Below are 23,724 nucleotides of genomic sequence, written 5' to 3' on the forward strand. Positions count from 1 at the left end.
TGATATTTTCGAAATTTTTTTATATTTCCTACATTTATATTCCTTAATGTATCGAAATGTGACCGTAACTTAATAACTTGCATATTTTTGCCAGTAAAGTAGTGAGGAAATTAACATTAATTTAGTTAAGAACTCCTTCGCCGACTTTGCTCCCAGCGCCAAAGGAAGATCATCAGGGCAAAAATTCCTAGTTGTAGGACTAAATTAGGTGCAGCGCTGTCAATATTTCTGCCAGCAAGGACTTGAAAAAAGAAGATAAACGCCCCGATTAAAGCAGAAGCGGCAAAACCTAGATACAAAAATTGGCGTAAACTCCTATATGGGGCTGCTATTTCAGCTTTGAGGCGGGCATATTGCTCTGGGTTGATGGGATTTTGAGGATTTGGTTTAATCATGGGTAAATAATGCTATAATAGTTTGCTGTGCACGCCGATGTGGCTCAGTGGTAGAGCAGCTGATTCGTAATCAGCAGGACACGGGTTCAAATCCCGTCATCGGCTTGGGTTAGATTAATTAACAATACTTTGCTCCTATTAGATAGAACAACCGCTATTTAAGTGCGGACAGTCTTCTAAGACTCTAAGCCTCAGTTGTAGGATTGGCCTGAGGGAGCTGCTACAGGCGATCGCCTCAGACTCACAACCTCAGCAGCAGATATACCCTCCCCTAGAGTCCCAAAATACCCCAAAGCCGCAGCAGCTTGTGCGCGAGACACTGGTTTTTTGGGTTGTAAGAGGGTTGTATAACCGAAGACACGACGAATATTTGACTTTTCCCCATTTTGGAAATCAGCAAGTACGGCACGTAAAGCCCTGGGGTCAATTTTTCCCACATCTTGAAAACCCCAGGTTTGATTTACTGCTTGTAAATTAGCCTCTGGTAGGGCTTGACGAGTATCTAGGGGAACTTTCCACAAAAGCAGCTGTTCTCGTGTTAGTGGTGCATCAGGACGAAATAAAACTGCGGTGGAGTCACCAGACAAAGGACTAGGGATTAAACCAGTTTCAGCTAACCCTTGAATCACTGGAAAATCAGGATCACTGGGGGATACATCAGTAAAAATAGGTTGAGTATTTTGGGAAGCCAAGCGAATCTGTTTAGCTGGATTATTAAAATACATAACATTGTTAGCAGCAACTAGCCAACGGGCATATTCTCGACGAGTAATATTCTTACTAGGTTCAAATGATTTGCCAGTCAGGTGATTCGAGCTGCTCTGAACTCCTTGATCTTGTAAGGATAAAACTCCCAAAGATGCTAAGTCCTGAATGAATTGACGCAGTTCTGCCGGTGCTTGGTTAAGGTCGTAGAATTGCTCAGAGTTAGGTGTAGCAACTTGTCTGGCGGATGTCTCATCTGGCTGTGTGAGGACATTATCAGGTAGCTTTGGACCAATGAAACTGGGATTATTAGCTTGGGAATTTGCAGTTTTGGCAGGTTGTATAACTTCTGCACTATTAGCTATGTACTCAATAACTAATGCGGTAGCTGTTTGTGATTGATTAGGTTTGGCTTGAGTAACTGATTGTGGCTGAATAGATACCTTAACCTGAACACCTTGACGACGTGCTTCAAAGGTATCTTCTAAGTTATCTGTGGGCTGTTGTAAAATCTGCCAGTCATTTGTCTGAAACTGCTCACTATAAAAGCTAGCAATAAAATTGGCGGGGTCATAACTAAGCCAACGGGTGACTGTCCTGTTTTCTGGGGCTTTAGCAGGTCTGACTGAATCTAAACTAGCACGAGGATACAAAGGAATATCTGGGGGAAAATCAGATGGTAACTCAACTTTGGGTTGGTTATGGCTGTTTTTTGGCTGATTTCTCTGAGATTGACCAAATATTACTGGTTTATCTTGTAATATGGGATCTGCCGCCAAAGACTGTTCTATGGTTTTGGCGGTGGGACTGTGGGTACAAGCTGTTAAAGAAGTGAATAAAAGAGCCAAACTCAATAAGACAGCTGAACGTTTACACAAAAGCACAGGAAATTACAAGTGGGTTTCAATTCCTACCGTAGCGCAGACTGTCACTACTAGGAGTGAAAATGACTGCGAAACTTAAAAGGATTCTGGCAGGGACTCAAGTGCTAAACTAGAATTAGATTGATTTAAGGTAGATTTGAGTAGGTCTGATAGCAGGGAAAAGATCACACCCAACAAAGTTGATGGCAATCTCTGTACTCTGGAGCCAAAAAAACTTTCGTTACTGTTGCTTAAATGTCAGCCCATAATTTTAGTTCTCTTGTACAGTCAGGTAAGTCATTCCCAAATGTAATAATCTACCAGTGCTAATAGGTATCGGTGTTGATTAGAGTTTGTCTCGGACTGGGAATGGTTTGAATGACCCCCGACTGGAAGTATGCAAATAGCAGTCAATTTGATTTGGGGCTGGAGTTAATTGATCAGTTCAGGTTAAGGGGTTTATCGGTAAATCTATCTTGCGATTACACTCGGTTTTGAGATTCTTTTTGCTGACTGTCAACACAAGTTTGTATGCTCTTAACTTAAATTGTTAATTGTATCTCTACTCAACTTACTCACACTTACCGAAAAATATGGAATTAGCTTACTGTTCAGTTAAAGAGAGACCTGGCTGATTGAAAATATAGAGAAATTCCATGACAAGTATCTACATGATTGGAGAGAGAATCTGTTTGAGATACCTGGAAACTTTAAGAGTTTTACGTGTGGTTTTTGTATAGGGGCTATTTAAAATTGATTAATTGTCCTTGTTCAGGTATTTTTTAAGCCATATTTCTGGTAAAGTTTAAGTAAGTTTTTGTAAATTTGAGGAGATTTATAGTTCAGCTCGTCAACCCTTTTACAGATCCCTTTACTATTGGCATCTTCACTATTACTGTTGTCAGTGCTTTGTCAATAGAGACAATCAAATCTGTCTGAGGCTAGAAAAGTATTTTGGCATCGGTATACAATTTTATATTGGCTGGCTTTGATGTGAGATTTGAAGTTAGGAGGGGAACTGCAATTGACTAATACAGTGTACTTTCTGGAATAGAAGCTCAACCAAAAGCGAGCAAAAGCTCAAAAATCAATATCTCATGTCAACAATGTTGAGCAGATAGGAGTATGCAAAATCTAAGATAGATATTAAATTGAAGAAAATCAACGACCATCGACAACCGTCAATCTATTCTAATTTCTGTTAAGCGAAGCGTCGCCGGGTTGTTACCAGTGCTGAAACACGATTACATGCAAGTTTCCCAGGATCATCCTATTTATTCTGAGGCTCCACTCCAACTGTTACTATTTGTCGATGGACGACCAAAGTCTCGACAACAAGTGCAGCGTATCCGCGCTTACTTAAAAGAATTACGTACTGAGTATAATTTTGAACTTCAAATTATCGATGTCGGGGAACAACCCTATTTAGCAGAACATTTTAAATTAGTGGCTACACCAGCCTTGGTCAAAATTCAGCCAGAACCACGACAGATTATAGCTGGGAGTAATATCATCGCTCAATTGAAGGACTGGTGGCCTCGCTGGAATGTGGCTGTAGATACTTACTTAAAATTACAAGGAGATTTAAAAGATCGAATAGATGATAATAGTCGCATATCATCGCCCCAATCTACAATTCATTCTGTGGCTGCTTCTGCGGAACTGATGAAACTTTCAGACCAGGTTTTTCACTTAAAACAGGAAAAAGAGAAACTACAAGAGCAGCTACAATTTAAAGATAGAGTCATTGCTATGCTAGCGCACGATATCCGCAATCCTCTGACTGCTGCTGCTATTGCCATAGAAACCCTACAATCTAATTACAACATAGATGTTGGTGCATTTAAGCGGCTAAAACCGGCTTTGGTAGCACATTTATTGAAACAGGCTCGTAATCAAACTAAGACTATTGACAGAATGATTGCTGACTTGTTACAGGTGGGGCGGGGTGAAGATACAAAGATACCCATAATACCACAGAAAATGGAAATTGGCGAACTTTGTTTGGATGTATTGGCAGAATTGCGCGATCGCTACATTGCCAAATCCCAGATAATAGAAACAGATATTCCCCAAGATCTACCAAAGGTATATGCAGATCCAGAACGTGTGCGACAAGTGCTAATTAATCTGTTAGATAATGCCATCAAATATACACCTGAATGTGGCAAAATCACCATTGCCGGATTACACCGAACTACCCAAAAAGTTCAACTCACTATTGGTGATACTGGTCCGGGAATTCCCCTAGAAAACCGCACTCGCATTTTTGAACATCACTATCGTTTACAACGTGATCAAGATATTGATGGCTATGGCATTGGTCTGTGTTTATGCCAACGCATCATACAGTCCCATTATGGGCAAATTTGGGTGGATTCTGCGGCCAATGGCGGCGCATGGTTCCATTTTACATTACCAGTATATCCATCTTAGAGGATGTTTTAAAAGTTATGATTAATGTATCAAATATTGTTTTACCCCACCCTCACCATTTCCTTGTGAAGGGAATGGGACTGGATTTCGTTACTTCCGGTGTTCCCTGTTCGGTGTGTTCCCTGTTCCCTCATTTGATTATTTCGGCTCAAAATCACAATCTATTCTATTAATCAGCTGTTTGCCAATGCCCGACTCATTAATGTATCAGCAGGAAAACTTTGTTGTTTTAGAGACAGACCAAGCAGAACAATTGCTCACGGCAAATGAATTATTAGAAAAGCTTGAGCTGGTGTTACAAACAATGACTGAACAGGAATTACCTATAGATTTACAAAGGTTTGATTCCGTCAGTGCTCAAGCCCAATATTTAATTGATACAAGTTGTGAATTAGATGTTGGTCTGGGAAAATATTTACAGTGGTATGCAATACGATTAGAAAAGTAGATTTACATTGACACTCCCCGCGGATATGACCGGATTATAGGTAGAGATATTACTTATCAAGGCTGGTGACAATTGTTAATTCAATCATATCTTCACCGACTTGTGTAATTTTAATATCTACTCCCGGTCCAAAATACCGCGTCATTTTCTCCTGTTTCTCCTGCCAAAGGTCAAATGAAATAAAGGGGGAATAAAATTCTAAAATTAAGGCATAAGCGCCATTAATTTCCGTTTCTCGTAAACCTGTTACTACTGGACGGTCTTCATCTGTAGGACTCAGACCAAGATAAGAGAGAGCCTCGTCTAAATGAGCCTCTTGACCATAACAGTATCGAGTGATGTCCTTACGAATTTTATTTTGAGTGATAGTTGCTTGCTGCTCCCGTAAGCGTAATACATCTGGCGTTGTATCTTGGCTAAAGGGTATAGGCACAATTTCATTGGCTTTGAGTGCCAATCCTCCCAAGAAAAGAGGAAACCCATAGAAAAAACCGACTAGATTAAGTGTGGCATTGTCAGCAGCGTAGGCGGCAAACCCCATAATGATTAATATACCACCAACGCTTAACCCGACAGTCCCCAAGGAAATTTTAGGTAACATGAGCTTAGGATATTATAGATTCTTAACATCTAAGTTTTATTATCATCGCTTATTGGTCACAAGTGAACGACCCCAACTAAGTTGATGCTTTGAGAATCATGACTCCTATCTCTTGCGTCTCACCTTTGGCCATTGCTGATGGCTCTTGTATATACAAGACTAGTCGCATCTCGAGTCTATTTTGGGTTAAGTTTGAATTTGAGGCTATTTAAAGACCAGAAAATAATGATGGACTTACAGACGATAAAAGAACGAATTACCCTAGTTAGAAACAAACGCGAGTACCTCCTAAGCCTGTTGGAACAGCCAAACTTAGGAAATTTGAGAATTGATGTCAACCAGGCTTTAGAAGAAATGGATGATTTAATTGATGAATTTAAACGGACTTTTCCGGAGACTGATAATAATTAGGCTCAACTAACTAGATCAAAACACACAGTGGCGTTAGTTAAACCGTGAGTCACCGGATAAACTGGCGCCGTTTGTCTATAATCATAGTCTTGTTAATGTATTCTAGATGTATATTTTCCGAAGACTGGGTTAGTTTACAAACCACCGGTCAAGATGATTTATTCTTGCTTATCAATTTCTTGCACGTTCTCCTAACTCCCTAACCAAAGTAATAAGTTTATTAGTAGGAATATCTTTGGTAGCAACATAGTCAAAATTGGCTATGTTTTTAGGATTGAAAAAACTTGCATCTTCCGTTGAAGAATAAGCCAGTATCTGAGTTTTAGGAGATATTGCTTTGATATGACAAGAAGCACGCCAACCATCCATAACTGGCATTTGTAAATCTAGAACAATTACGTCAGGTTGGTAGCTTTTGAGCATTTCTATAGCTTCTTGACCATTGCAGGCTAGACCCACTACGCAGATATTTTCTTGATTATAAAAAGCCAATTTTAGACTTAAACGTGTAAGTTCGTGATCATCAACTATCAGAACACGCAAGGTCACAGATTCACAAGAGAAAATTAACATTATAAGGGAATAATAAATACTTTCAACATCTCTTAGAGTTTATGGTAATACGCAAGAAAAAACACTCTATCTTATGGTTGAATAATATTTTTTGTCACTCGTACTTCGTGAGTCTATGTACCTAAAAAATAGGTTTGATACCTGGGAAATAGAGTTAGCTATTTGTCTGTGTAATAGTAACTTTTTTTGGAATCAATCAGGTTTGAGGCTACTCCAGTTGAGGCTAATGCCATATTTAGCAGAGTTGTTTGGGAACTGGTGGCTGGACATTGATCACCAGGACGGCGTTGGATATAAGTACCATCAGATTGTAATTCCCAGGCTTGACGATTATCTGCTAACATAATTCCCAAAATTTCTTGCAAATCTTTAGCAATATCGGGGTCTTTAATTGGAGTAATTACTTCTACTCGGCGATCTAAGTTCCGCCGCATCCAATCAGCACTTCCAATGTAAATTTCCTCCTGTCCATTGTTATGAAAATAATAAATGCGAGAATGTTCTAAGAAACGTCCGATAATACTAATCACACGAATATTTTCACTGATATTTTTTATTCCTGGACGCAGACAGCAAATACCTCGAATAATCAGATCAATTTCCACTCCAGCGCCAGAAGCTTCATATAAAGTAGCAATAATTTGAGGATCTACCAGTGAATTCATTTTGGCAACAATGCGCCCAGAAAAACCATTTTGAACATTTTCTATTTCCCGATGAATTAATGCTAAAAAGCGATCACGCATATTCACAGGCGCAACTAGGACTTCCCGGTAAGATTTTTGCCGAGAATAGCCTGTTAAGAAATTAAATAAGTCTGTAATATCCGCGCCTAATTCCTCCCGACAGCTAAATAATCCTAAATCTGTGTACAACCGGGCTGTTTTAGGATTATAGTTACCAGTACCTATGTGTATATAGCGGCGCATGCGGTCTTTTTCTCGTCGTACGACCATTACGGTTTTGCAATGAGTTTTTAGCCCTACTAAACCGTAGACAACATGAACACCGACCCTTTCTAAACTTCTAGCCCAGTAAATATTATTTTCCTCATCAAACCGCGCCTTTAATTCCACTAATACAGATACTTGCTTACCATTTTCTGCGGCTGCAATTAAGGCTTTGACTATAGGAGAGTCGCCAGAAGTGCGGTAAAGGGTCATTTTAATCGCCAGCACATTCTGGTCATAGGCTGCATGGGTAATAAAGTTAACCACTGCTGAGGAAAAGGATTGATATGGGTGGTGTACCAACAAATCTTTTTCACGAATCACTGCAAAAAAGTCTTGACCTTCTTCTAGTTCCACAGTCTCTGAGTTTAAACTTGGTTCTCTCAACCTTTGGAGGCGTGAAGGTACTACAGACTGACGTGGCGGGTCTTTAAGTTCGGGTAATGGTAAGGCCATGAAATACATGAGGTCTCGGAGTCCTAAAAGACCATCAACCTCATAAAGATCATTTTCGGTTAACTCCAAGTCTTGCAGTAACCGAGAACGTATAGGCTCAGGGGTGTGGGATTTAATTTCTAGTCTGACAGTGGTTCCCCCCATCCGCCGTTTGCGTAGTTCTTGTTCTATGGCTAAGAGCAGGTCATCGGCTTCATCTTCTTCTAAAGCCAAATCAGCATCGCGGGTAATGCGGAAGGGGTGGTATTCTTGTATATTCATGCCTGGAAATAGAAACTCCAGATTATGGGCGATCGCCTGTTCTAGGGGTACACCCGTCCAGTGAGCAATTTCTCCGGTTTCAGCAATTCCTAACTCCGGCGGTATCGGCAAAAATCGCGGTAGGACACTGGGGACTTTTACCCGAGCAAAAAATTCTTCTTCGGTGTCGGGATTTTGGACTACAACCGCTAAATTCAGGCTGAGATTAGAAATAAAGGGGAAAGGATGGCTAGGGTCAACAGCTAAGGGAGTGAGAACCGGAAAGATTTGTTCTTCAAAGTAGTTATCTAAGTAAGTCCGTTGTTTTTGATTTAAGTTTATATAGTCTAGTATATGAATACCATGACTGGCTAGCAGAGGTTGTAGAACCTGTTGAAATTGTTGGTGCTGTCTTGTCACCTGGGGAGTGAGAGTTGATCGAATATCGTCTAGTTGTTGTTGCGGTGTGCGACCATCAGGAGTTAACTGAGAAACTTTTGCTTCTACCTGTTGCTTTAAAGCTGCAACCCGCACCATAAAGAATTCGTCTAAGTTGGCGCTGAAGATGGCCAAAAATTTTAATCGTTCTAGAAGAAGTGTCCGGGGGTCACAGGCCTCGTGCAGTACACGACTGTTAAATTCTAACCAGCTTAACTCGCGGTTAATGTAATATTGTGGATCGTTCAAATCAATGGGATTAGCGCTCTTTTTTGATTTCGGCATAACGATCTCGGAGTAGGTAGATTAAGCTCTACATCTAGGGACAATAAATATATTAGATTAATTAGGGCATAAGTGAAACTATCTAGTTAGGGATAATTTCATATTCAAACAGAACTCTCTCCGCTTTGCCAAATGTTTCAAGCTACTCGCCGCCGTCTTGCGCTCTGGTACACTGCCGTCACTGCAGTATTATTGTTGCTATTTGCCAGTGGTGTATATTTATATTTCCGCAATACATTAATTGAGCGCATTGATGATACCCTCAATCACGTGGTGGAAATTGTCGAGCGATCGCTGGTGATTTCAACAGTGAATGGGGAGGCTGGACAATTTCAGATTAATGTAGAAGCCAGTTTTCGCGATAATTCTATGACGGTGGAAGATGACCACATTGACCTAGAGTGGTTTAGTCCCACTGGTAAATTACTTTGGTCAACCCTATCATCACCTTTAAATGTTCCCATTCATGGTCAGCATCTTGGTGAAACCGTCCGGGTAATTAAACAGGATATCTGGGGAGATGGGGAAACTCATAACTCTGTCGTCTTACTGCGACAAGTTACCCAGCGTGTAGAAAGAGGAAGACAAGTATTAGGATATTTGCGTGTTAGTCACCCATGGTTTGAAGTCACTAAACCTAGTCGCCAGTTAATTATTGATTTGGCTTTAGGTACTTGGTTTATGGTTTTGTCTGTAGCCGCAAGTGGCTGGTTTCTTTCAGGTAAAGCGATGGAACCGGTGGGGGAATCTTACCAACGTCTCAAACAATTCACTGCTGACGCTTCTCACGAACTCCGAAGTCCCATTACTTTGATTCAAACTAATGTCCAAGTGGCCCTGGCTGATTTAGAACTGGCGGATTCACAAACTACGACCCTTGTCAACTATCGCCAACAGTTAAAAGTGGTGGAACGACTAACCCAGCGCTTGGGTAAGCTAGTCAATGATTTATTGTTTTTAGCCAGACAAGACAGTGGGATCAGCAAAAATGTTTTTTCCTCTTGTCCTTTGGATGCTTTGCTGATGGAAGTAGTGGAAGAACAACAATTATTAGCTAGGGAAAAAAAAATTACTTTAACCTTAGACCTGATTGATCCCCCCAGTGGGGAAATCTCCCCAGAATTACTGGAAAATTGGTTTACATTTCCGGGTCAATGGGATCAACTCGTACAGCTGTTTACAAATTTGATTAGTAATGCGTTGCAATATACCCTATCTGAGGGACAGGTATCTGTACAGTTGTCCCGTATTGAGGGAAGCAATCGCGGTTCTAAACTTCGTCATGGCACAGCTGTATTACAAATTAAAGTTAGTGATACGGGAATTGGTATTCCCAGTGAAGCCTTACCCCGGTTATTTGACCGTTTTTATCGGGTAGATCCAGCACGCACCCATAAGACAGCAAGGACAAATACAGAAACTTCTACAGGTTCAGGATTGGGATTAGCGATCGCATCGGCGATTGTGGAACATCATCAAGGTCATCTTCAGGTTGAAAGCAATATTGGTAAAGGTACAACTTTTACTGTCACTTTACCGATTATTCTTATGAATCATCACTCATAAATGGTTAATGTATTTTGTCTGCCAAACCTCAACCTTGACCCCCAATTATTAATTATTTAATTACATCATACCTGAGATTTAAATAATGTTCTAATTTGATTTTTTTTCCTATTCTCTAGTTAGATTAAAATATTTAACTTAGTTGTTAACTTGAAATCATTCATTGTTTGCCAATATTTTTTTTTAAAAAATGCATAATTTTTTAGGAGCTAATTATGACTAAAAACTCCCGAAAAATTCGCAATTATGCTCGATTTTTCGGCGTTATTTGCGGTGGCTTCCTGATTGGTGGATCCCTGATTTCTCCCCGGGTAGTAGCACAGCAAGGAACTTCCCCGCTTAACCCTTGTCCTAGTATTTACTACGAAGAACCACACAACAGCCGGGTTGTAGTCCCAGAGGGATGTCCTCCTAATGACTTTACCCGGGAACTACAAGCCCAAGGGCGGCTTCCCGTTGTCCCTCCTACGGTTCCACCTAGTCAAATACCGCTAGGTGTGGGCGGCGAAGCACCAGATTCAGATACTTTAGCACTGAATCCTTGCCCTAGTATTTATTACGAAGAACCATATAATAGTAGAAATGTTGTACCTCCGGGATGTCCACCAAATGCTATAACAGAAGAACTTTTAGCACGGGGTATTCCCCCGGAGTCAGCTGTACTGGCCCGTCCACCAATGATCGCTATTGAAGCACCCCCACCAGAAGAGCAACAACCGCCCAGCGCCGAGATTACTCTGGCTAATGGTATGGTAGAGATCACATTGGTTAATGATACTGGGGCCAATATTACTTACGAGGTAATTGGCGATACTCCACCGCGATCGCTGGAAGGTAAATCAGATGTAACACTAGAAGATTTACAAGCGCCAGTGACAGTAACATTTTTCCGCGAGGATGGGGGACTATTAGAAGTAACACCTCAACCATCCAGGAAAGCAGGCGTAATGCAGCTGACATTTAATGAAACTACAGATTTAGGAGAAGATAAGAATACAGTGCGGATTCAAGATGATGGTACTGTACTTTTGAATTAAACCAGTGATTTCGGGATGCTAGGCTTTTTTAGTGAAATGTGGCGAACCTGAGCATATTGAAGGTCTCCCTACCAAAAAACGCGCACAGTGCCCCTGGTTTCTAACTATGGGGCACTGTGCGCTAGCGACTTGGGTCGCATTCCTAAAAATCGTCTGAAAAAATATTAGCCTCAAGGTATAATCTTACTAGGAGGTAATGCAAGTGTTTAATCTGACTTACGAATTTAAGCTCAAACCAACTCAAAAACAAATAGCAATATTTGAAGAATGGTTAGAAACCCATCGACGGGTTTACAATCATGCTTTGGCAGAGCGTAAAGACTGGTATCGGTCTCGTAGTTGCCAGGTAAATGCTTGCAGCATTCATAGTTGTTATATCATCCCTGCTGATGCGCCTCGTCCCACATTTGCAAGTCAATGTAAGTCTCTGACTGTTGCACGTAAGGAAAATGAGTATTTAAAACGTGTTAATGCTCAATCTTTGCAGCAAACATTAAGACGACTAGAAAAAGCTTTTGTCAGTATGTGGGAACAGAATCATGGGTTTCCAAGATTTAAGAAAAAGGGGCGAATACGTTCTTTTTCCTTTTCTCAATTAGGAGTAAATCCATTAACCAATAGGTATGTAAAATTACCTGTAATTGGGTTGGTCAAAGTGCGTCAATCCCGCTCAATTCCAGATGGAGGCGTAATTAAACAGGCGCGTGTAGTTAAGCGTGCCTCTGGGTTGTACGTAATGTTAACAGTACAGTGGGATGTATCCGTACCCCAACCTCTGCCACATGGGGAACCAGTAGGAATAGATGTCGGTCTAACAAATTTTATAGCAACTTCTCATGGTCTTTTAATCAAACGTCCGAGATTTTTTGGAGATGCGGAACGCAAGCTGAAATTGCTGCAACAGCGTGTTGCCAAAAAACGGTTAGGCTCGAACAATTGGCACAAAGCACAAAAGAAAGTTGCTAAATTACATGAGTACGTTGCTAATTGTCGTCAAGATTGGCACAGAAAGTTGTCTCATCAAATCTGTGACAACGCGGGGATGGTGTTTGTGGAAGATTTAAATTTAGTTGGCTTATCCCGTTCAATCCTAGGTAAACATTGCTTGGATGCTGGATTTGGTCAGTTTTTTAATATCCTTCAACAAACCTGTTTGAAGCGCGATGTCTATTTTCAAAAGGTAGACTCACGTAAAACCAGCCAAATCTGCCCTAATTGTGGAGTTGAGACTGGTAAGAAAGAACTGTCAGAGCGTACTCATGTTTGTTCAAATTGCGGGTATACAACAGATAGAGATGTTGCAGCCGCTCAGGTAGTCGCTATACGTGGACTTGCAGCCGTGGGGCACACGGTCAAGATGCTTGCAGTTAGCGGAGCGGCGCGTTAGCGCGGGTAAATTCATTGGAGTCCCCGTGAAGCAAGAATCCCCCGGCTTCTAGCCGTGGGGAGTGTCAAGAGTGAACAATATGGAATTTTGCGTCCATGATCGCAGCTGATAAACTAGAAGGTAAGACTTAAACTTAGTTCTCAGCGAGAATAATATAAGCCACTCCCTTATATAATCTTTGGTTTATTCATGGTTATAGTAGTTAACGTGATGCCTTTCTTGTTCGCCCCTCTGACTTTCGGCTCTTTTTTGTCTTCTGTGCCTTTGGATAGCTTATTTTCCACCCAAGGCATTATGGTGATGTTACTGGCTGCTTATGCTGGCGCTATGTGGATGTTTCTGACTAGTGCGCCAAAAGTACACACTATTATGGTGTCTGACTTAGAAATTGCTCGACAGTTTTATGAAGGGTTGCTAGATTTGCCAGCTGCAGAAGTACCTTTACACTATTACTACAACTACGAACAAACTCTAGGTACAACTGGTATTGACCCGTTGTATATGTCTACTAGCCCCAGCTGGTCTAACAAGATGATGAACAATGCTAATGATGGACTGTGGTATCAAATGAAGAAAAATACTCAGTTACACGTTATTAGGGGGGCTAGTTTGGGTAATAAAAATCAGCAGCGTCATGTTTGTTTTGACCGCGATTGCTTGGACATGATTTTACTGCGGGTTGAAATGCGCGGTTTAAAGTTTAAGATTCGCAACCAAAAGCCCATAAATTTTTTAGTTAAGGACTATGAGGGCCGGGTGATTGAAATAGCGGAAGTAGCAAATTAATGTCAGCCGCCCCATCCCCTTGTGGGTGGAGCAGTTGAATGTAGCAAAATTGATTTTGCTGACCCTACCTTATAGGTAGGGACTGCGATCAACATTTTTGTTCAATTGCTCGAATTTGGTGATGATTCTGATTTCTCTGGCTTCAGTAGCGGGAAGGCGATCGCATCCCGAATACTGGCACAATCAGTTAGTAACATGACTAACCTATCAATACCAATGCCTAAACCACCCGTAGGGGGCATTCCATATTCTAAAGCTGTAAGAAAATCTTCATCTACACCTTGGGCTTCTAAATTACCAGCTGCTTTTAACGCTGCTTGAGCCTCTAAACGTTCTCTTTGGTCTATGGGATCTGTAAGTTCCGAGAAACTGTTAGCAGTCTCACGCCCCACGATAAATAACTCAAATCGTTCTACCAAACCCGGACGAGAACGATGGGGTTTAGCTAGGGGCGAAATTTCTACGGGATAATCGATGACAAAGGTAGGCTGAATTAATTTTTCTTCTATTTTTTGTTCAAAGACTTCGTTCAAAAGTTTACCGATGGTTGCTACATCTTCTATACCTTGAAGCCCCGCATTTTTACTTGCCGCTTTAGCTTCCTCCAATGTAGAGAAAGAATTAAAATCTAGCCCCGTATATTGTTTAACTAAATCATGCATCGTCACCCGTCGCCACGGTGGTGATAAATCTATTTGTTTTCCTTGGTAGGTAATTTGCAGTGTACCGAGTACCTCTTGGGCTACAGTGGTAATAATTCCCTCTGTGAGGGACATCATATCATTGTAGTCGGCGTAGGCTTGGTAAACCTCAATTGAAGTAAATTCAGGATTGTGACGGGTTGATACTCCCTCGTTGCGAAAAATGCGCCCTAATTCAAATACCTTTTCAAAACCACCGACAATCAACCGCTTTAAATGAAGTTCTGTAGCAATTCGCAGGTACAACTCCATTTCTAAGGTGTTGTGGTAAGTGATGAAGGGACGCGCATCAGCACCGCCGGCCTCACTTTGTAAAACAGGAGTTTCAATTTCTAGAAAATCCCGTTCTTCTAAATAGCGGCGAATTCCCGCAGTAATTTGGGCCCGACGGCGGAAGGTTTGGCGCACTTCGGGGTTAACAATTAAATCTACATAGCGTTGACGGTAGCGTTTAGCAACATCGGTTAAACCATGCCACTTGTCCGGTAGGGGTAACAGAGACTTTGTAAGAATGGTGTATTCTTTAACATAGACAGATAATTCGCCCTTTTCAGTCCGTTTAATAGTACCTTTGGCTCCCAGAATATCACCTGCATCTGTAAGTTGTTTGAGGTGGGTGAAGGCTTCGCCATCAATATCTGCCATCCATTCTTGGATGCGACTTTTTTCGAGATAAAGTTGAATAGCGCCGGTTTCATCTTGGAGGGTGAAGAAAGCCAGTTTACCGAACACCCGACGTGCCATAATACGTCCAGCAACGGCAACATCTAAATCAACTTCTTCACCAGTGGGTAAGTCGGCAAATTTGGCTTGTAATTCTGCTGTGTGATGGCTAGATTGCCAACGATAGGCGTAGGGGTTAGATCCTAGCTGCTTGAGTTGGTTGACTTTTTCCAGCCTGGCGGCACGGATATCTTCTTCGGACATGGTAAGGGACTAAATAGGGCAAGATATATTATAGATGTTGGAAAAGTTTACAGTCATAGATATTTTGTGAAATTGGCCGATCTTAAGCAGAACGGGTGAGTCAAAACTAACTATTATTGCTTTGGCAATAACTTGCTAGAGGGCTTCTATATAACCTCTCTATATTTTTGTTGGTCAGATGTTCGATGAAAAGTTTAATCTTGCCGTATCTCCAGGGAATAGCGGGATGAAATGGCCTGCATTTTCAGATTAGCCAACTCCAAAATGGTATCGATTAGTTCTTTTTGTTCTGATGGTAAATTCAGTTTTTTTAAACCCTGATTTATGTTGTCACCAGAGCGCATATTTTCTGCCAGTTTGGCTCGCTGGGATGTATTTAATACTGCGCCTATGTCTCTATTTCTCCTCTGACGCGCAGCCTGGAGTTGTTGTTGCTGCTGTGGTGTGTTCATAGAGTGTGTCCCAATGTTAGTATCCCAAAATAAGCTATAGTCAGTATTTTTTTGGCTTTGGGCAATAATGATACTAGGGATAGAGTTGATGTGAACAGGTTCAGCCAAGGCAATTCCCGGAATTAAGATCACATAGGCGCAAATACTGGCGAGTATTGATATTCGTTTTATAAGGTGAACTGCCATATTGAGAAAAATGCTTACTTCAAATAATCAATGATTAACCGCCAATAAACAGGCCATGAATGCCAATGAAATTTACTGGTGTCAAAGGTCTAATTTTAATAGTGAGGTATATCTCGGCAATTTTCAAGTCATAATTCTTGAGTTCTGCTGCTTGGTAATCATTTGCCCTAAGACAGAAGTAGCACTTATCCCTACCCAATATCGCTACTTTTCTTAAAAAACTAGCTGCAACCTTCGCAACAAGTCAAGCTATATAATATTCAATGTGGCTAAAGCCACGTACTCGCTCCACTGCGACTGAAGTCGGTACCGACTTATCCCCATGTCTCAAGCCATTGGCTCAGGTCTGGTTTTATGGTCAGGCTTCCTCTGGTTGGCGGTCGAGTCGATCTCCCATAGCTTGGGTGGGGTAGCCATAGGCTAGGCTGAAGGTTCCCTGGTCAGTTGGCATAATTTAGGTAATTATTAACTAGTAATGTCTAGAGGTGATAGCTCGCGTTTCTACAACTAATGACAAGATAATAGAAATGGGGCGATAAGAATTAGCTAAGTCCGCACGCAACCTCTCACGTAACGCGAAGCGGAAGTGATGAGGTGAAAAATCACTTTGTATGGGATTAAAAGCTTGTGATTGAGGCTGAAGTTCATTTGTCACTACATAACTTCCTGCGATCGCAGTCGGGGTTTCCTTCCTGGCCCCATCATTTAACGATGGCCAGGTTGGTAGCACGGGCTTTGCGCCTAGGACGTAGTGCCTTAATTCAAGTTGGGGCGGTTTCTGGCTATCAAGGTCGGTATCGCACTAGTTTTGTAGCGTCGGCTTTGATGTGGCATGGTCCGGTAATTATTGTCGCCCCGGAAGCAGTACAGCAACGTTTACTGCAAGTGGAAATTCCCCGTCTCCAGCCGTGGCTACCAGCTAATAAACCGATTAGGACAGGTGAAGTTTGGCCGGGATCTGATTTTCAAGGACTACTATTGACATCTCCCCAGGCTTGGTTAAAAGGGCAGTTCGCATCTGGTGATAGTTTTCCTCCTGGGATTCCTACAATTATTGATGGGGTGGATGATTTAGAAGATTGGGTACGTGTTCAGCTAACCCGAAATATTACACCCCATGATTGGGATCAACTGATGCTAGCTTGTCCTGACAAAGCGGACATGATTCGCTCGGCACGGGCGCAACTAACTCGCGGTCTGTTCCAGCACCCAGTTAATCCCTATGAGTGCTATCTTATTTCTCCCTTAGAACAAAAAATATTATGTGATTTATATGAGCAAATAAGCTATGTAAAAACACTAACAAAGCCATGGCAATATTTTGGGCCACAATTTTATAACAGAGAAGAAAATATGCCATTATCTTCTCTTTTATGGGCAACAATTGAGCGTCGCCAAGGGTGGTTTTCTTTACACTCTGCTCCCATCGAATTAGGAAAAAGTCTCGCGCCTATTTGGCTCAGACAGCCAGTGGTCTTAGTAGGTAGCGCTTTAGAACCGGAAACTGAAGCGCCTTTGTTTCGTGAGCGTTTGGGTTTGAATGAAGTAACTTGCTTGAAGTTCTCCAATGAGACTCAAGGGACAGCAATTCAATTGTATGTACCCCATAAATTGCCTCTACCTAACACCCCAGAGTTTCAAGCAGCATTTATTCACAAGGTGCGGACACTGGTTTGTCTGAGTGCGACAGCGCCTGGTTTGACGGTCGTATTGGTGGGAGATGTGCCACTCAAGGCTCAAGTAGGTGCTATTCTGGCCTCAGAATTTGGTTCACGGGTTCAGGTGGAAAAAACTTGTTTGGATGATAATGGGATTTTAATTAGTGGTTGGGAATTTTGGCGATCGCATCAGTCGGTTTTACCGGCGCCCCATCTGTTAATTATTGCTACTTTACCGTTACCATCTTTAGAGAGCCCCCTTGTAGCTGGTAGGGTTGCTTACTACAAGCGATCTCATCAGGATTGGTTTCGTTTATTCTTATTACCAGCTGCTTTGAATGAATTACAACGGGCGATCGCACCAGTCAGAGAAAGTCAAGGTATTGTAGCTTTACTTGACAGTCGTGTAGTTAACCGCAGTTATGGGGCACAAGTGCTGGCCGTCCTTAGTCCTCTAGCACGTATTAACTATCTTGATCCCAGTATGTTTTCTCATCGTCATGAAGAGAATTCTGGCTAGTTGAGTATTGACTTTTATCAATTACCGTCCCATCAGTTCATAGCAAGCGCTATCATCAGCTGTGGTGCAAGCATCTTAAAACCTCATTCAAGAATTGCTGATTATGGGTGAAGCAAAGCGTCGTAAAACTACACTGGGAGACAACTACGGTCAAGAAGCTCGAATCTTACCCTGGGTTCCCATCACCAAAACCCAATCTGAACAGTTTATGAAGTGGACTACTCGCGGAACCTGGTTCTGTATTGGTGTTATGGTAGTGGCTTGGATAACGATCCGTTTTATCGGTCCGGCTTTCGGTTGGTGGCAAGTTGTCGATTAAAATATCCACCGCTATACTTAGTTTATCAGGTATAGCGGCAATTCCAAGATTAAGTGATTCCCAAATTATACTTGTTAGCCAATATTGACGGTAATACCTCAAAAATTTCAAAATATTGACAAAATGGCAGCATAGCTATGCTGTTTTCAGTTATTCTCAGTCATAAGCCATAGGTATTTGGGATACGTATTTGGTAGCATGGTTGAGTTAATTAAAGAACGATTCAGCAATACTCCCATATAGCCTAAGTAAGCCTTAATCTCCTAGGTAAGTAGTTCAGGTGAGTATTAGATTTAAGTGGACAGCCCTAAAGATTCTCGAGCCAAAATACCCAACCAGTTTCAAGTCTTGTTATGAGAGAGTCTTGGAAATATACAGCAGATGCGGTTATAGATAGCTAATATATTGAAGTTGAAACTCTTAGGGCTTGACCATCCTGCTCACCTGAGTGTCTCTCAACCAAATAAAATTGCTGTATGTCCTGGTAAATGACCACTGTAAATCTTATGCTGTTGACTTATACCAAATTCGGGTTACTCTGAAAACGGAATCGTTTCAGCTAGGCATTTAGTCGGACATACATAACTGACGAGGTGAAGTTCATGAAATACGTCCGAGCAGTCAATCCTCAAAATTGAATAGTTTGATACCGTAATGTGTAGATTTATTGACTACCCTAAGCAAGGTAATTAGTTAATGATTTTACAAGACTTTGGTAAATGTAATGTTTAGTTTACAATACCAGTGGATGCAAAAAGCTAAAGAAAATATAAAGACGACTAAAATCACTGTGGTGTCTGGAGGAAAAAAGTGTTTCTGAGATTAGCGCATCAACACCAACAATTCGTTCAAGACTTGGTAATGAATCTACAAGCCTTGGCAATTGTACTAGAACGACGTGGATACCCAGCGTCATGTTATACGTGTGGAGACCAGATGAATAGTGCTTCATTTATGGTCAGTTTAGGCGACAATCACTTGATTCGATTCTTAGTATCCGATTACGGGATTACTTGGACTGAAATGCGGGATGATCGGGAATTAATGAAATTAGAGGGTGCAGAAGCCATTAATCAGTTACAAGAACTCGCTAATCTTGTCAAGGAATCTACACCAAAGAGTTTTGGTAATAGAACCCTCGCTAAAAAGTGATAGGCTTGACCATGTCAATAGTCAAATACCTGTTCTCATTAAGGGTTGTACAGTGTAAACACAAGTGAAAAACCTGAACTACGTTTATTTTCATTTGCTAGAGTGCGTTATGGACTATCCCCCTAACGCACTGACCAACATTGGTGTTTACATAGCAGGCGGTTCCGGTAGAAAATTCTGTCAGATGGCTAACATTCATACTGTTAACAAACTGAAAAATGTCTGAAAAAGAAGTAATCCCAAAGCAATTACCACCAAATACTACCATTGATATACCATCTAACCGGGAATTTGAAAGTTGGTTTGAATATCCGGTGAGAGTGCAACCCCATCATACTGACTATGGGGGTGTGGTTTGGCATGGAAGTTATTTAACTTGGATGGAAGAAGCAAGGGTAGAATGTTTGCGCTCTATCGGTATTGATTTTGCTGATTTAGTCGCTTTAGGCTGCGATTTACCGGTGGTGGAACTTTCAGTACGCTATCATCGTGCAATTCAGTTAGGAATGACTGTAATTGTCAAAACACGTATTGCTGAAGTAACCGGTGTGCGCATGAACTGGGATTATGGCATTGTCTCCACAGATGGACAGGAGTTATACACTACAGCTAAGGTAACATTAGTAGGACTGGATCGGGAAAGAGGTAAGATCATGCGTCAGCTACCTGCAAGTATTAAGGATGCGTTAGCGAAGCTTCCTAGGTTACAAAAATAATCGAGGATACAGATAGGTGGCTAATAGGTGACACTATCTACTGCTGGGGTGAAATTGTTTGAGTAATTTGCCTAATCTGTTGCCAAATATCCTCAGGTGTGATACCGAAGCCGACATTTAATAAAATGAGGATAGCTGCAATTGTTAATGCGTTCTTCAAAGTAGTTTTGAGAACTTTTAACAAGATAACAAAGACTATCCAAGCAAGAATTAGGGTGGGAATCATAAATTTTAATTCCTGAATATGTCGTATTTTTAATGGTTAGAGTGAATATTAGTGAATATTGATGTATGTGTTTAATATGATTTTCCTTTAAAGATACACAACACAGTAAGACTGAAAATACTGATATATTTTGGTAGCAGAATTGGCAAATAACTCAAAGCTGATAGAAAATACTCTTGTACAAGTTGTCCGTCGCTTAATAATATCCTTGGTCTTATGTTTTTCTCTTAATTCTTATCTGGGGACTCTACCCTATATCTTCCATATTCTTGTGATAAATCCGTGATATTTGAATCAAGATTAGTAATTTTTAAGAATTCACGCTTAAGTATATCTAAATTTTATGACTCATCCACAATGATTTATAAAGCCAGTGAGGAGGGTTATCTTCGCTAACCCTCCTCACTAGATATTTTGATACTATGGAGTTGTAGAGTACAGGGGAATTACCTTGGTAGGAGATTTTAACTTGTGAGCTAATGTTATAACCTCTTGCCTAGCCCATTTATCTGCTGCCAAAATGTCATCTAAAGAGGGATTGCTAGAGTTATGATTTTGATGGCGATCGCAGACTGATTCGATACATCGGGGAATATCTAAAAATTGAATTTTCTCATCTAAAAATAAAGCCACAACCTGCTCATTGGCAGCATTTAATACAGCGGGCATGGAACCCCCAGCTTTACCAGCAGCATAAGCCAACTGCATACAAGGATACTTCTGGTGGTCTGGTTCACGGAAAGTCAAATTACCAGCCTTAACCAGATCTAGCCTTTCCCAGTCCGTGTAGATGCGCTCAGGCCAAGACAAAGCATAAAGTAAAGGTAACCGCATATCCGGCCAACCCAGTTGAGCCAAAACCGATGTATCTTGTAACTCAATAAGTGAGTGAATAATACTTTGGGGATGAATGACAATATCAATATGTTGATAATCTAAGCCAAAAAGGAAATGAGCCTCAATTACCTCTAATCCCTTATTCATTAAAGTAGCCGAGTCTACGGTAATTTTCCGCCCCATAGACCAGTTAGGATGCTTGAGAGCATCAGCAACGGTTACCTCTGCTAACTTGGCTACATCCCAATCACGGAAAGCACCACCGGAAGCAGTGAGTAAAATTCGCCGTAAGCCATTCTTGGGGACACCTTGGAGACACTGAAAGATTGCGGAATGCTCAGAGTCAGCAGGTAAGAGTTTGACCCCGTGTTTTTCTACCAGAGGTAAAACCACCGGAGCGCCTGCGATTAAAGTTTCTTTATTTGCTAAAGCAATATCTTTACCAGCTTCAATAGCAGCGATAGTCGGTAATAAACCAGCACAACCCACAATACCCGTAACCACGGTTTCCGCATCACCATAACGGGCTACTTCGATGACTCCAGAAGTACCAGCGAGTAAAATAGGTTGGGGATCAAGGTCTTTGATGGCTGCTTGCAGTTCTGGTAATTTCTCCTGGGCAGAAATTGCCGCTATACTGGGTCGAAACTGGCGAATTTGAGCCGCTAACATCTCTACATTATTACCAGCAGCCAATCCCACGATCCGAAATTGGTCTGGATACTGAGTGACGATATCTAAAGTTTGAGTACCGATGGAGCCGGTAGAACCCAGAAGGGTAATAGCCTTCATAATTGCTTAAGAATTTACAGACAACTTCTAGTTTGACACTCTCCTGTACCAGATTGTCGGCAATTTTAGTTTTTCTCGTTTATACCTGAGAGATTTAAACCCCAATTTTGAGATAATATTTGGGACTATAGTTTAGGTAGTCTGAAGCATTAATTAGCGGAAAACAGGCAGTTAATCATGAGTAAAAATAGTTGGTTGGGACTAGGGAAACAAAGCCTAATTTCACCTGGTGCTATTGGTTGGATGATTGGGGTGGGTACTTTAGTTTTATTTGCAGCTAGCAGTTTAAGACACTTTTTATTTCAATCAACTGCCCTGGATCTAGCTGTCTTTGATCAATGGATATATTTAACAAGTCAAGGATTACCGCCCATTTCATCTTTCTTTGGTTTTCACATGATTGGAGATCATGCTGCTTTTATTCTATATTTGATCGCCCTGGCATATCGAATTTATCCTAATGTCCATTGGTTGTTTGCAATTCAAGCCTTCGCTTTAGCAATAGGGTGCTTACCTATATACACCTTGAGTTTGCAAACTGGTTTATCCGTCAATTATGCGAGAGCAATAGCTGTTTCTTATTTGCTTTATCCTGCCTTATTCAATATCAACTTTTTTACTGACTTTCGCCCAGAAGCAATTGCAGTTCCAGCAATACTATGGGCAATGTGGGCTGGAATTGCAGGCAAAACTAGACAGTTAATTATAGCTATTACTTTAGTTTTGATATGCAAGGATACTTTAAGTTTAACTGTGGTTGCTTTCGGCATATGGCTATGGTTGAGCCAGCATCGACGTATTTATGGAATTGGTTGTATTGTAGCGGGTATAGTTTGGTATTTACTGACAATTGGTTATCTTGTTCCTTGGCTGAGGGGTGGTGAAGCAGGTGGGGTCGTATTTTATAATTCTCTTGGTAATTCTCCTAGAGAAATTATCTGGAATATTATTAGTAATCCTGGGTTAATTTTAGGCAGGTTTTTCTTACCTGATACATTGTTTTATTATTTCCTACTTATACTACCAGTAATTATTGGAGTACATTGGCGAAAATCAATGGCATTGTTACCTGCATTGCCAATGTTACTTCTCAATATTATCTCTGACTATTCGGCGCAACGAGATTTAGTTCATCATTATTCTCTGCTAATTTTTCCATTTATTATTGTCTGGATGTTGGATTCAATCAGACAGTACCAAAAGGAAAGAAGAAGACGTTGGTTACAGCCTTCCATTTTAATAACTTGGGCTATTATTGTATTTTTGCTATTAGGCAAGTATGATTTCTTTATCACCAGGTATTTATCAAATATACCAAATCTCGAATTTCTTCATACTGCCGTTAGCTTAGTACCAAATCAATCCAGTGTTATCACCACCTCAACCATAGCTCCCCATTTGAGCCATCGACAAAATATTAAACTCATTAATATGAATTTGAATGCTGTACAAATTAGTGATCAAGGATTTGATTATGTCCTCTTAGATTTAAATATGAGCAGAAAGAAAAATGCTGAATTTAACCAAAATTTAATCAATGAAATGAAAACTAGCCAAGTATTGAACCTAGTATATCAGAATGGTGATGTTTACCTATTTAGGAAAAGCTCTGAATGGGTGACAAATTCAGACTAAACCCTTATCGAATAAGGATTGTCAAA

At 41.0% G+C, this 23,724-nt stretch carries 21 protein-coding genes and 1 tRNA gene; 13 read left to right on the plus strand and 9 right to left on the minus strand.

The window, feature by feature from the left end; genetic code table 11:
• Positions 1-125: 125 nt before the first annotated feature.
• Positions 126-395 (minus strand): DUF3493 domain-containing protein, encoded by a 270-nt coding sequence (locus IM676_RS08315; protein ID WP_200989750.1) that lies wholly within the window; start codon positions 393-395, stop codon positions 126-128.
• A gap of 33 nt (positions 396-428) precedes the next feature.
• Between IM676_RS08315 and IM676_RS08320 the strand changes: the two genes are divergently transcribed.
• Positions 429-500 (plus strand) — tRNA-Thr (locus tag IM676_RS08320).
• Between the two features lie 86 nt (positions 501-586).
• Here IM676_RS08320 and IM676_RS08325 read toward each other — a convergent pair.
• Positions 587-1,984 (minus strand): S-layer homology domain-containing protein, encoded by a 1,398-nt coding sequence (locus IM676_RS08325; protein ID WP_200989751.1) that lies wholly within the window; start codon positions 1,982-1,984, stop codon positions 587-589.
• 1,209 nt (positions 1,985-3,193) lie between these two features.
• Between IM676_RS08325 and IM676_RS08330 the strand changes: the two genes are divergently transcribed.
• Both IM676_RS08330 and IM676_RS08335 read left to right on the plus strand, forming a co-directional pair.
• Entirely contained in the window at positions 3,194-4,399 is a 1,206-nt protein-coding gene (locus tag IM676_RS08330; protein WP_200989752.1) for a histidine kinase, read from the plus strand.
• Positions 4,400-4,586: 187 nt separating this feature from the next.
• Positions 4,587-4,847, plus strand: a complete 261-nt coding sequence (locus IM676_RS08335; RefSeq protein ID WP_200989753.1) for a chlororespiratory reduction protein 7 — start codon at positions 4,587-4,589, stop codon at positions 4,845-4,847.
• Positions 4,848-4,896: 49 nt separating this feature from the next.
• Here the strand turns inward: IM676_RS08335 and IM676_RS08340 are convergent, their stop codons facing one another.
• A complete protein-coding gene (locus IM676_RS08340; RefSeq protein WP_200989754.1) occupies positions 4,897-5,448 on the minus strand; it encodes a DUF2854 domain-containing protein in 552 nt (183 codons plus the stop codon).
• A gap of 228 nt (positions 5,449-5,676) precedes the next feature.
• Here IM676_RS08340 and IM676_RS08345 point away from each other — a divergent pair, with 228 nt between their 5' ends.
• The gene (locus tag IM676_RS08345; RefSeq protein ID WP_200990133.1) at positions 5,677-5,859 is read left to right on the plus strand and encodes a hypothetical protein; all 183 of its coding nucleotides are present in this window, start codon (positions 5,677-5,679) and stop codon (positions 5,857-5,859) included.
• 171 nt (positions 5,860-6,030) lie between these two features.
• On the opposite strand, the gene IM676_RS08350 is transcribed toward IM676_RS08345, so the two are convergent.
• Both IM676_RS08350 and ppk1 read right to left on the minus strand, forming a co-directional pair.
• On the minus strand, positions 6,031-6,432 hold the full coding sequence (locus tag IM676_RS08350) for a response regulator (RefSeq protein WP_200989755.1): 402 nt from the start codon (positions 6,430-6,432) through the stop codon (positions 6,031-6,033).
• A 158-nt stretch (positions 6,433-6,590) separates the two neighbouring features.
• Entirely contained in the window at positions 6,591-8,801 is a 2,211-nt protein-coding gene (gene ppk1, locus IM676_RS08355; protein ID WP_200989756.1) for a polyphosphate kinase 1, read from the minus strand.
• Between the two features lie 132 nt (positions 8,802-8,933).
• Between ppk1 and IM676_RS08360 the strand changes: the two genes are divergently transcribed.
• The 4 genes from IM676_RS08360 (at position 8,934) to IM676_RS08375 (ending at position 13,577) form a co-directional block, all read left to right on the plus strand.
• Positions 8,934-10,367, plus strand: coding sequence for a sensor histidine kinase (locus IM676_RS08360; protein WP_200989757.1), 1,434 nt, complete (start codon positions 8,934-8,936; stop codon positions 10,365-10,367).
• A 215-nt stretch (positions 10,368-10,582) separates the two neighbouring features.
• Positions 10,583-11,404 (plus strand): hypothetical protein, encoded by an 822-nt coding sequence (locus tag IM676_RS08365; RefSeq protein WP_200989758.1) that lies wholly within the window; start codon positions 10,583-10,585, stop codon positions 11,402-11,404.
• Positions 11,405-11,600: 196 nt separating this feature from the next.
• The gene (locus IM676_RS08370) at positions 11,601-12,791 is read left to right on the plus strand and encodes an RNA-guided endonuclease InsQ/TnpB family protein (protein WP_404799830.1); all 1,191 of its coding nucleotides are present in this window, start codon (positions 11,601-11,603) and stop codon (positions 12,789-12,791) included.
• A 189-nt stretch (positions 12,792-12,980) separates the two neighbouring features.
• Positions 12,981-13,577 carry a glyoxalase-like domain protein gene (locus IM676_RS08375; protein ID WP_200989760.1) on the plus strand — a complete coding sequence of 199 codons (597 nt, stop codon included), beginning with the start codon at positions 12,981-12,983 and terminating at the stop codon, positions 13,575-13,577.
• 101 nt (positions 13,578-13,678) lie between these two features.
• Here IM676_RS08375 and lysS read toward each other — a convergent pair whose 3' ends face one another.
• Entirely contained in the window at positions 13,679-15,205 is a 1,527-nt protein-coding gene (lysS, locus tag IM676_RS08380; RefSeq protein ID WP_200989761.1) for a lysine--tRNA ligase, read from the minus strand.
• Positions 15,206-15,399: 194 nt separating this feature from the next.
• Positions 15,400-15,843: a hypothetical protein gene (locus IM676_RS08385; RefSeq protein ID WP_200989762.1), complete on the minus strand. Its 444-nt coding sequence runs from the start codon at positions 15,841-15,843 to the stop codon at positions 15,400-15,402.
• Between the two features lie 627 nt (positions 15,844-16,470).
• On the opposite strand from IM676_RS08385, the gene IM676_RS08395 reads away from it, so the two are divergent.
• The 4 genes from IM676_RS08395 (at position 16,471) to IM676_RS08410 (ending at position 20,208) form a co-directional block, all read left to right on the plus strand.
• The gene (locus IM676_RS08395; RefSeq protein ID WP_200989763.1) at positions 16,471-18,021 is read left to right on the plus strand and encodes a helicase C-terminal domain-containing protein; all 1,551 of its coding nucleotides are present in this window, start codon (positions 16,471-16,473) and stop codon (positions 18,019-18,021) included.
• A gap of 103 nt (positions 18,022-18,124) precedes the next feature.
• Complete coding sequence (locus IM676_RS08400; protein WP_200989764.1) at positions 18,125-18,340, plus strand: DUF2839 domain-containing protein; 216 nt, start codon at positions 18,125-18,127, stop codon at positions 18,338-18,340.
• An 810-nt stretch (positions 18,341-19,150) separates the two neighbouring features.
• On the plus strand, positions 19,151-19,492 hold the full coding sequence (locus IM676_RS08405) for a DUF1815 family protein (protein ID WP_200989765.1): 342 nt from the start codon (positions 19,151-19,153) through the stop codon (positions 19,490-19,492).
• 218 nt (positions 19,493-19,710) lie between these two features.
• The gene (locus tag IM676_RS08410) at positions 19,711-20,208 is read left to right on the plus strand and encodes an acyl-CoA thioesterase (protein WP_200989766.1); all 498 of its coding nucleotides are present in this window, start codon (positions 19,711-19,713) and stop codon (positions 20,206-20,208) included.
• A 37-nt stretch (positions 20,209-20,245) separates the two neighbouring features.
• Here the strand turns inward: IM676_RS08410 and IM676_RS08415 are convergent, their stop codons facing one another.
• Positions 20,246-20,434: a hypothetical protein gene (locus tag IM676_RS08415; protein WP_200989767.1), complete on the minus strand. Its 189-nt coding sequence runs from the start codon at positions 20,432-20,434 to the stop codon at positions 20,246-20,248.
• A 420-nt stretch (positions 20,435-20,854) separates the two neighbouring features.
• Positions 20,855-22,063, minus strand: a complete 1,209-nt coding sequence (gene dxr, locus IM676_RS08420) for a 1-deoxy-D-xylulose-5-phosphate reductoisomerase (protein WP_200989768.1) — start codon at positions 22,061-22,063, stop codon at positions 20,855-20,857.
• A gap of 177 nt (positions 22,064-22,240) precedes the next feature.
• On the opposite strand from dxr, the gene IM676_RS08425 reads away from it, so the two are divergent.
• Positions 22,241-23,698 (plus strand): DUF2079 domain-containing protein, encoded by a 1,458-nt coding sequence (locus IM676_RS08425; RefSeq protein WP_200989769.1) that lies wholly within the window; start codon positions 22,241-22,243, stop codon positions 23,696-23,698.
• Positions 23,699-23,724: the final 26 nt, after the last annotated feature.

The organism is Anabaenopsis elenkinii CCIBt3563 (genome assembly GCF_015245355.1).
Lineage (GTDB): Bacteria > Cyanobacteriota > Cyanobacteriia > Cyanobacteriales > Nostocaceae > Anabaenopsis > Anabaenopsis elenkinii.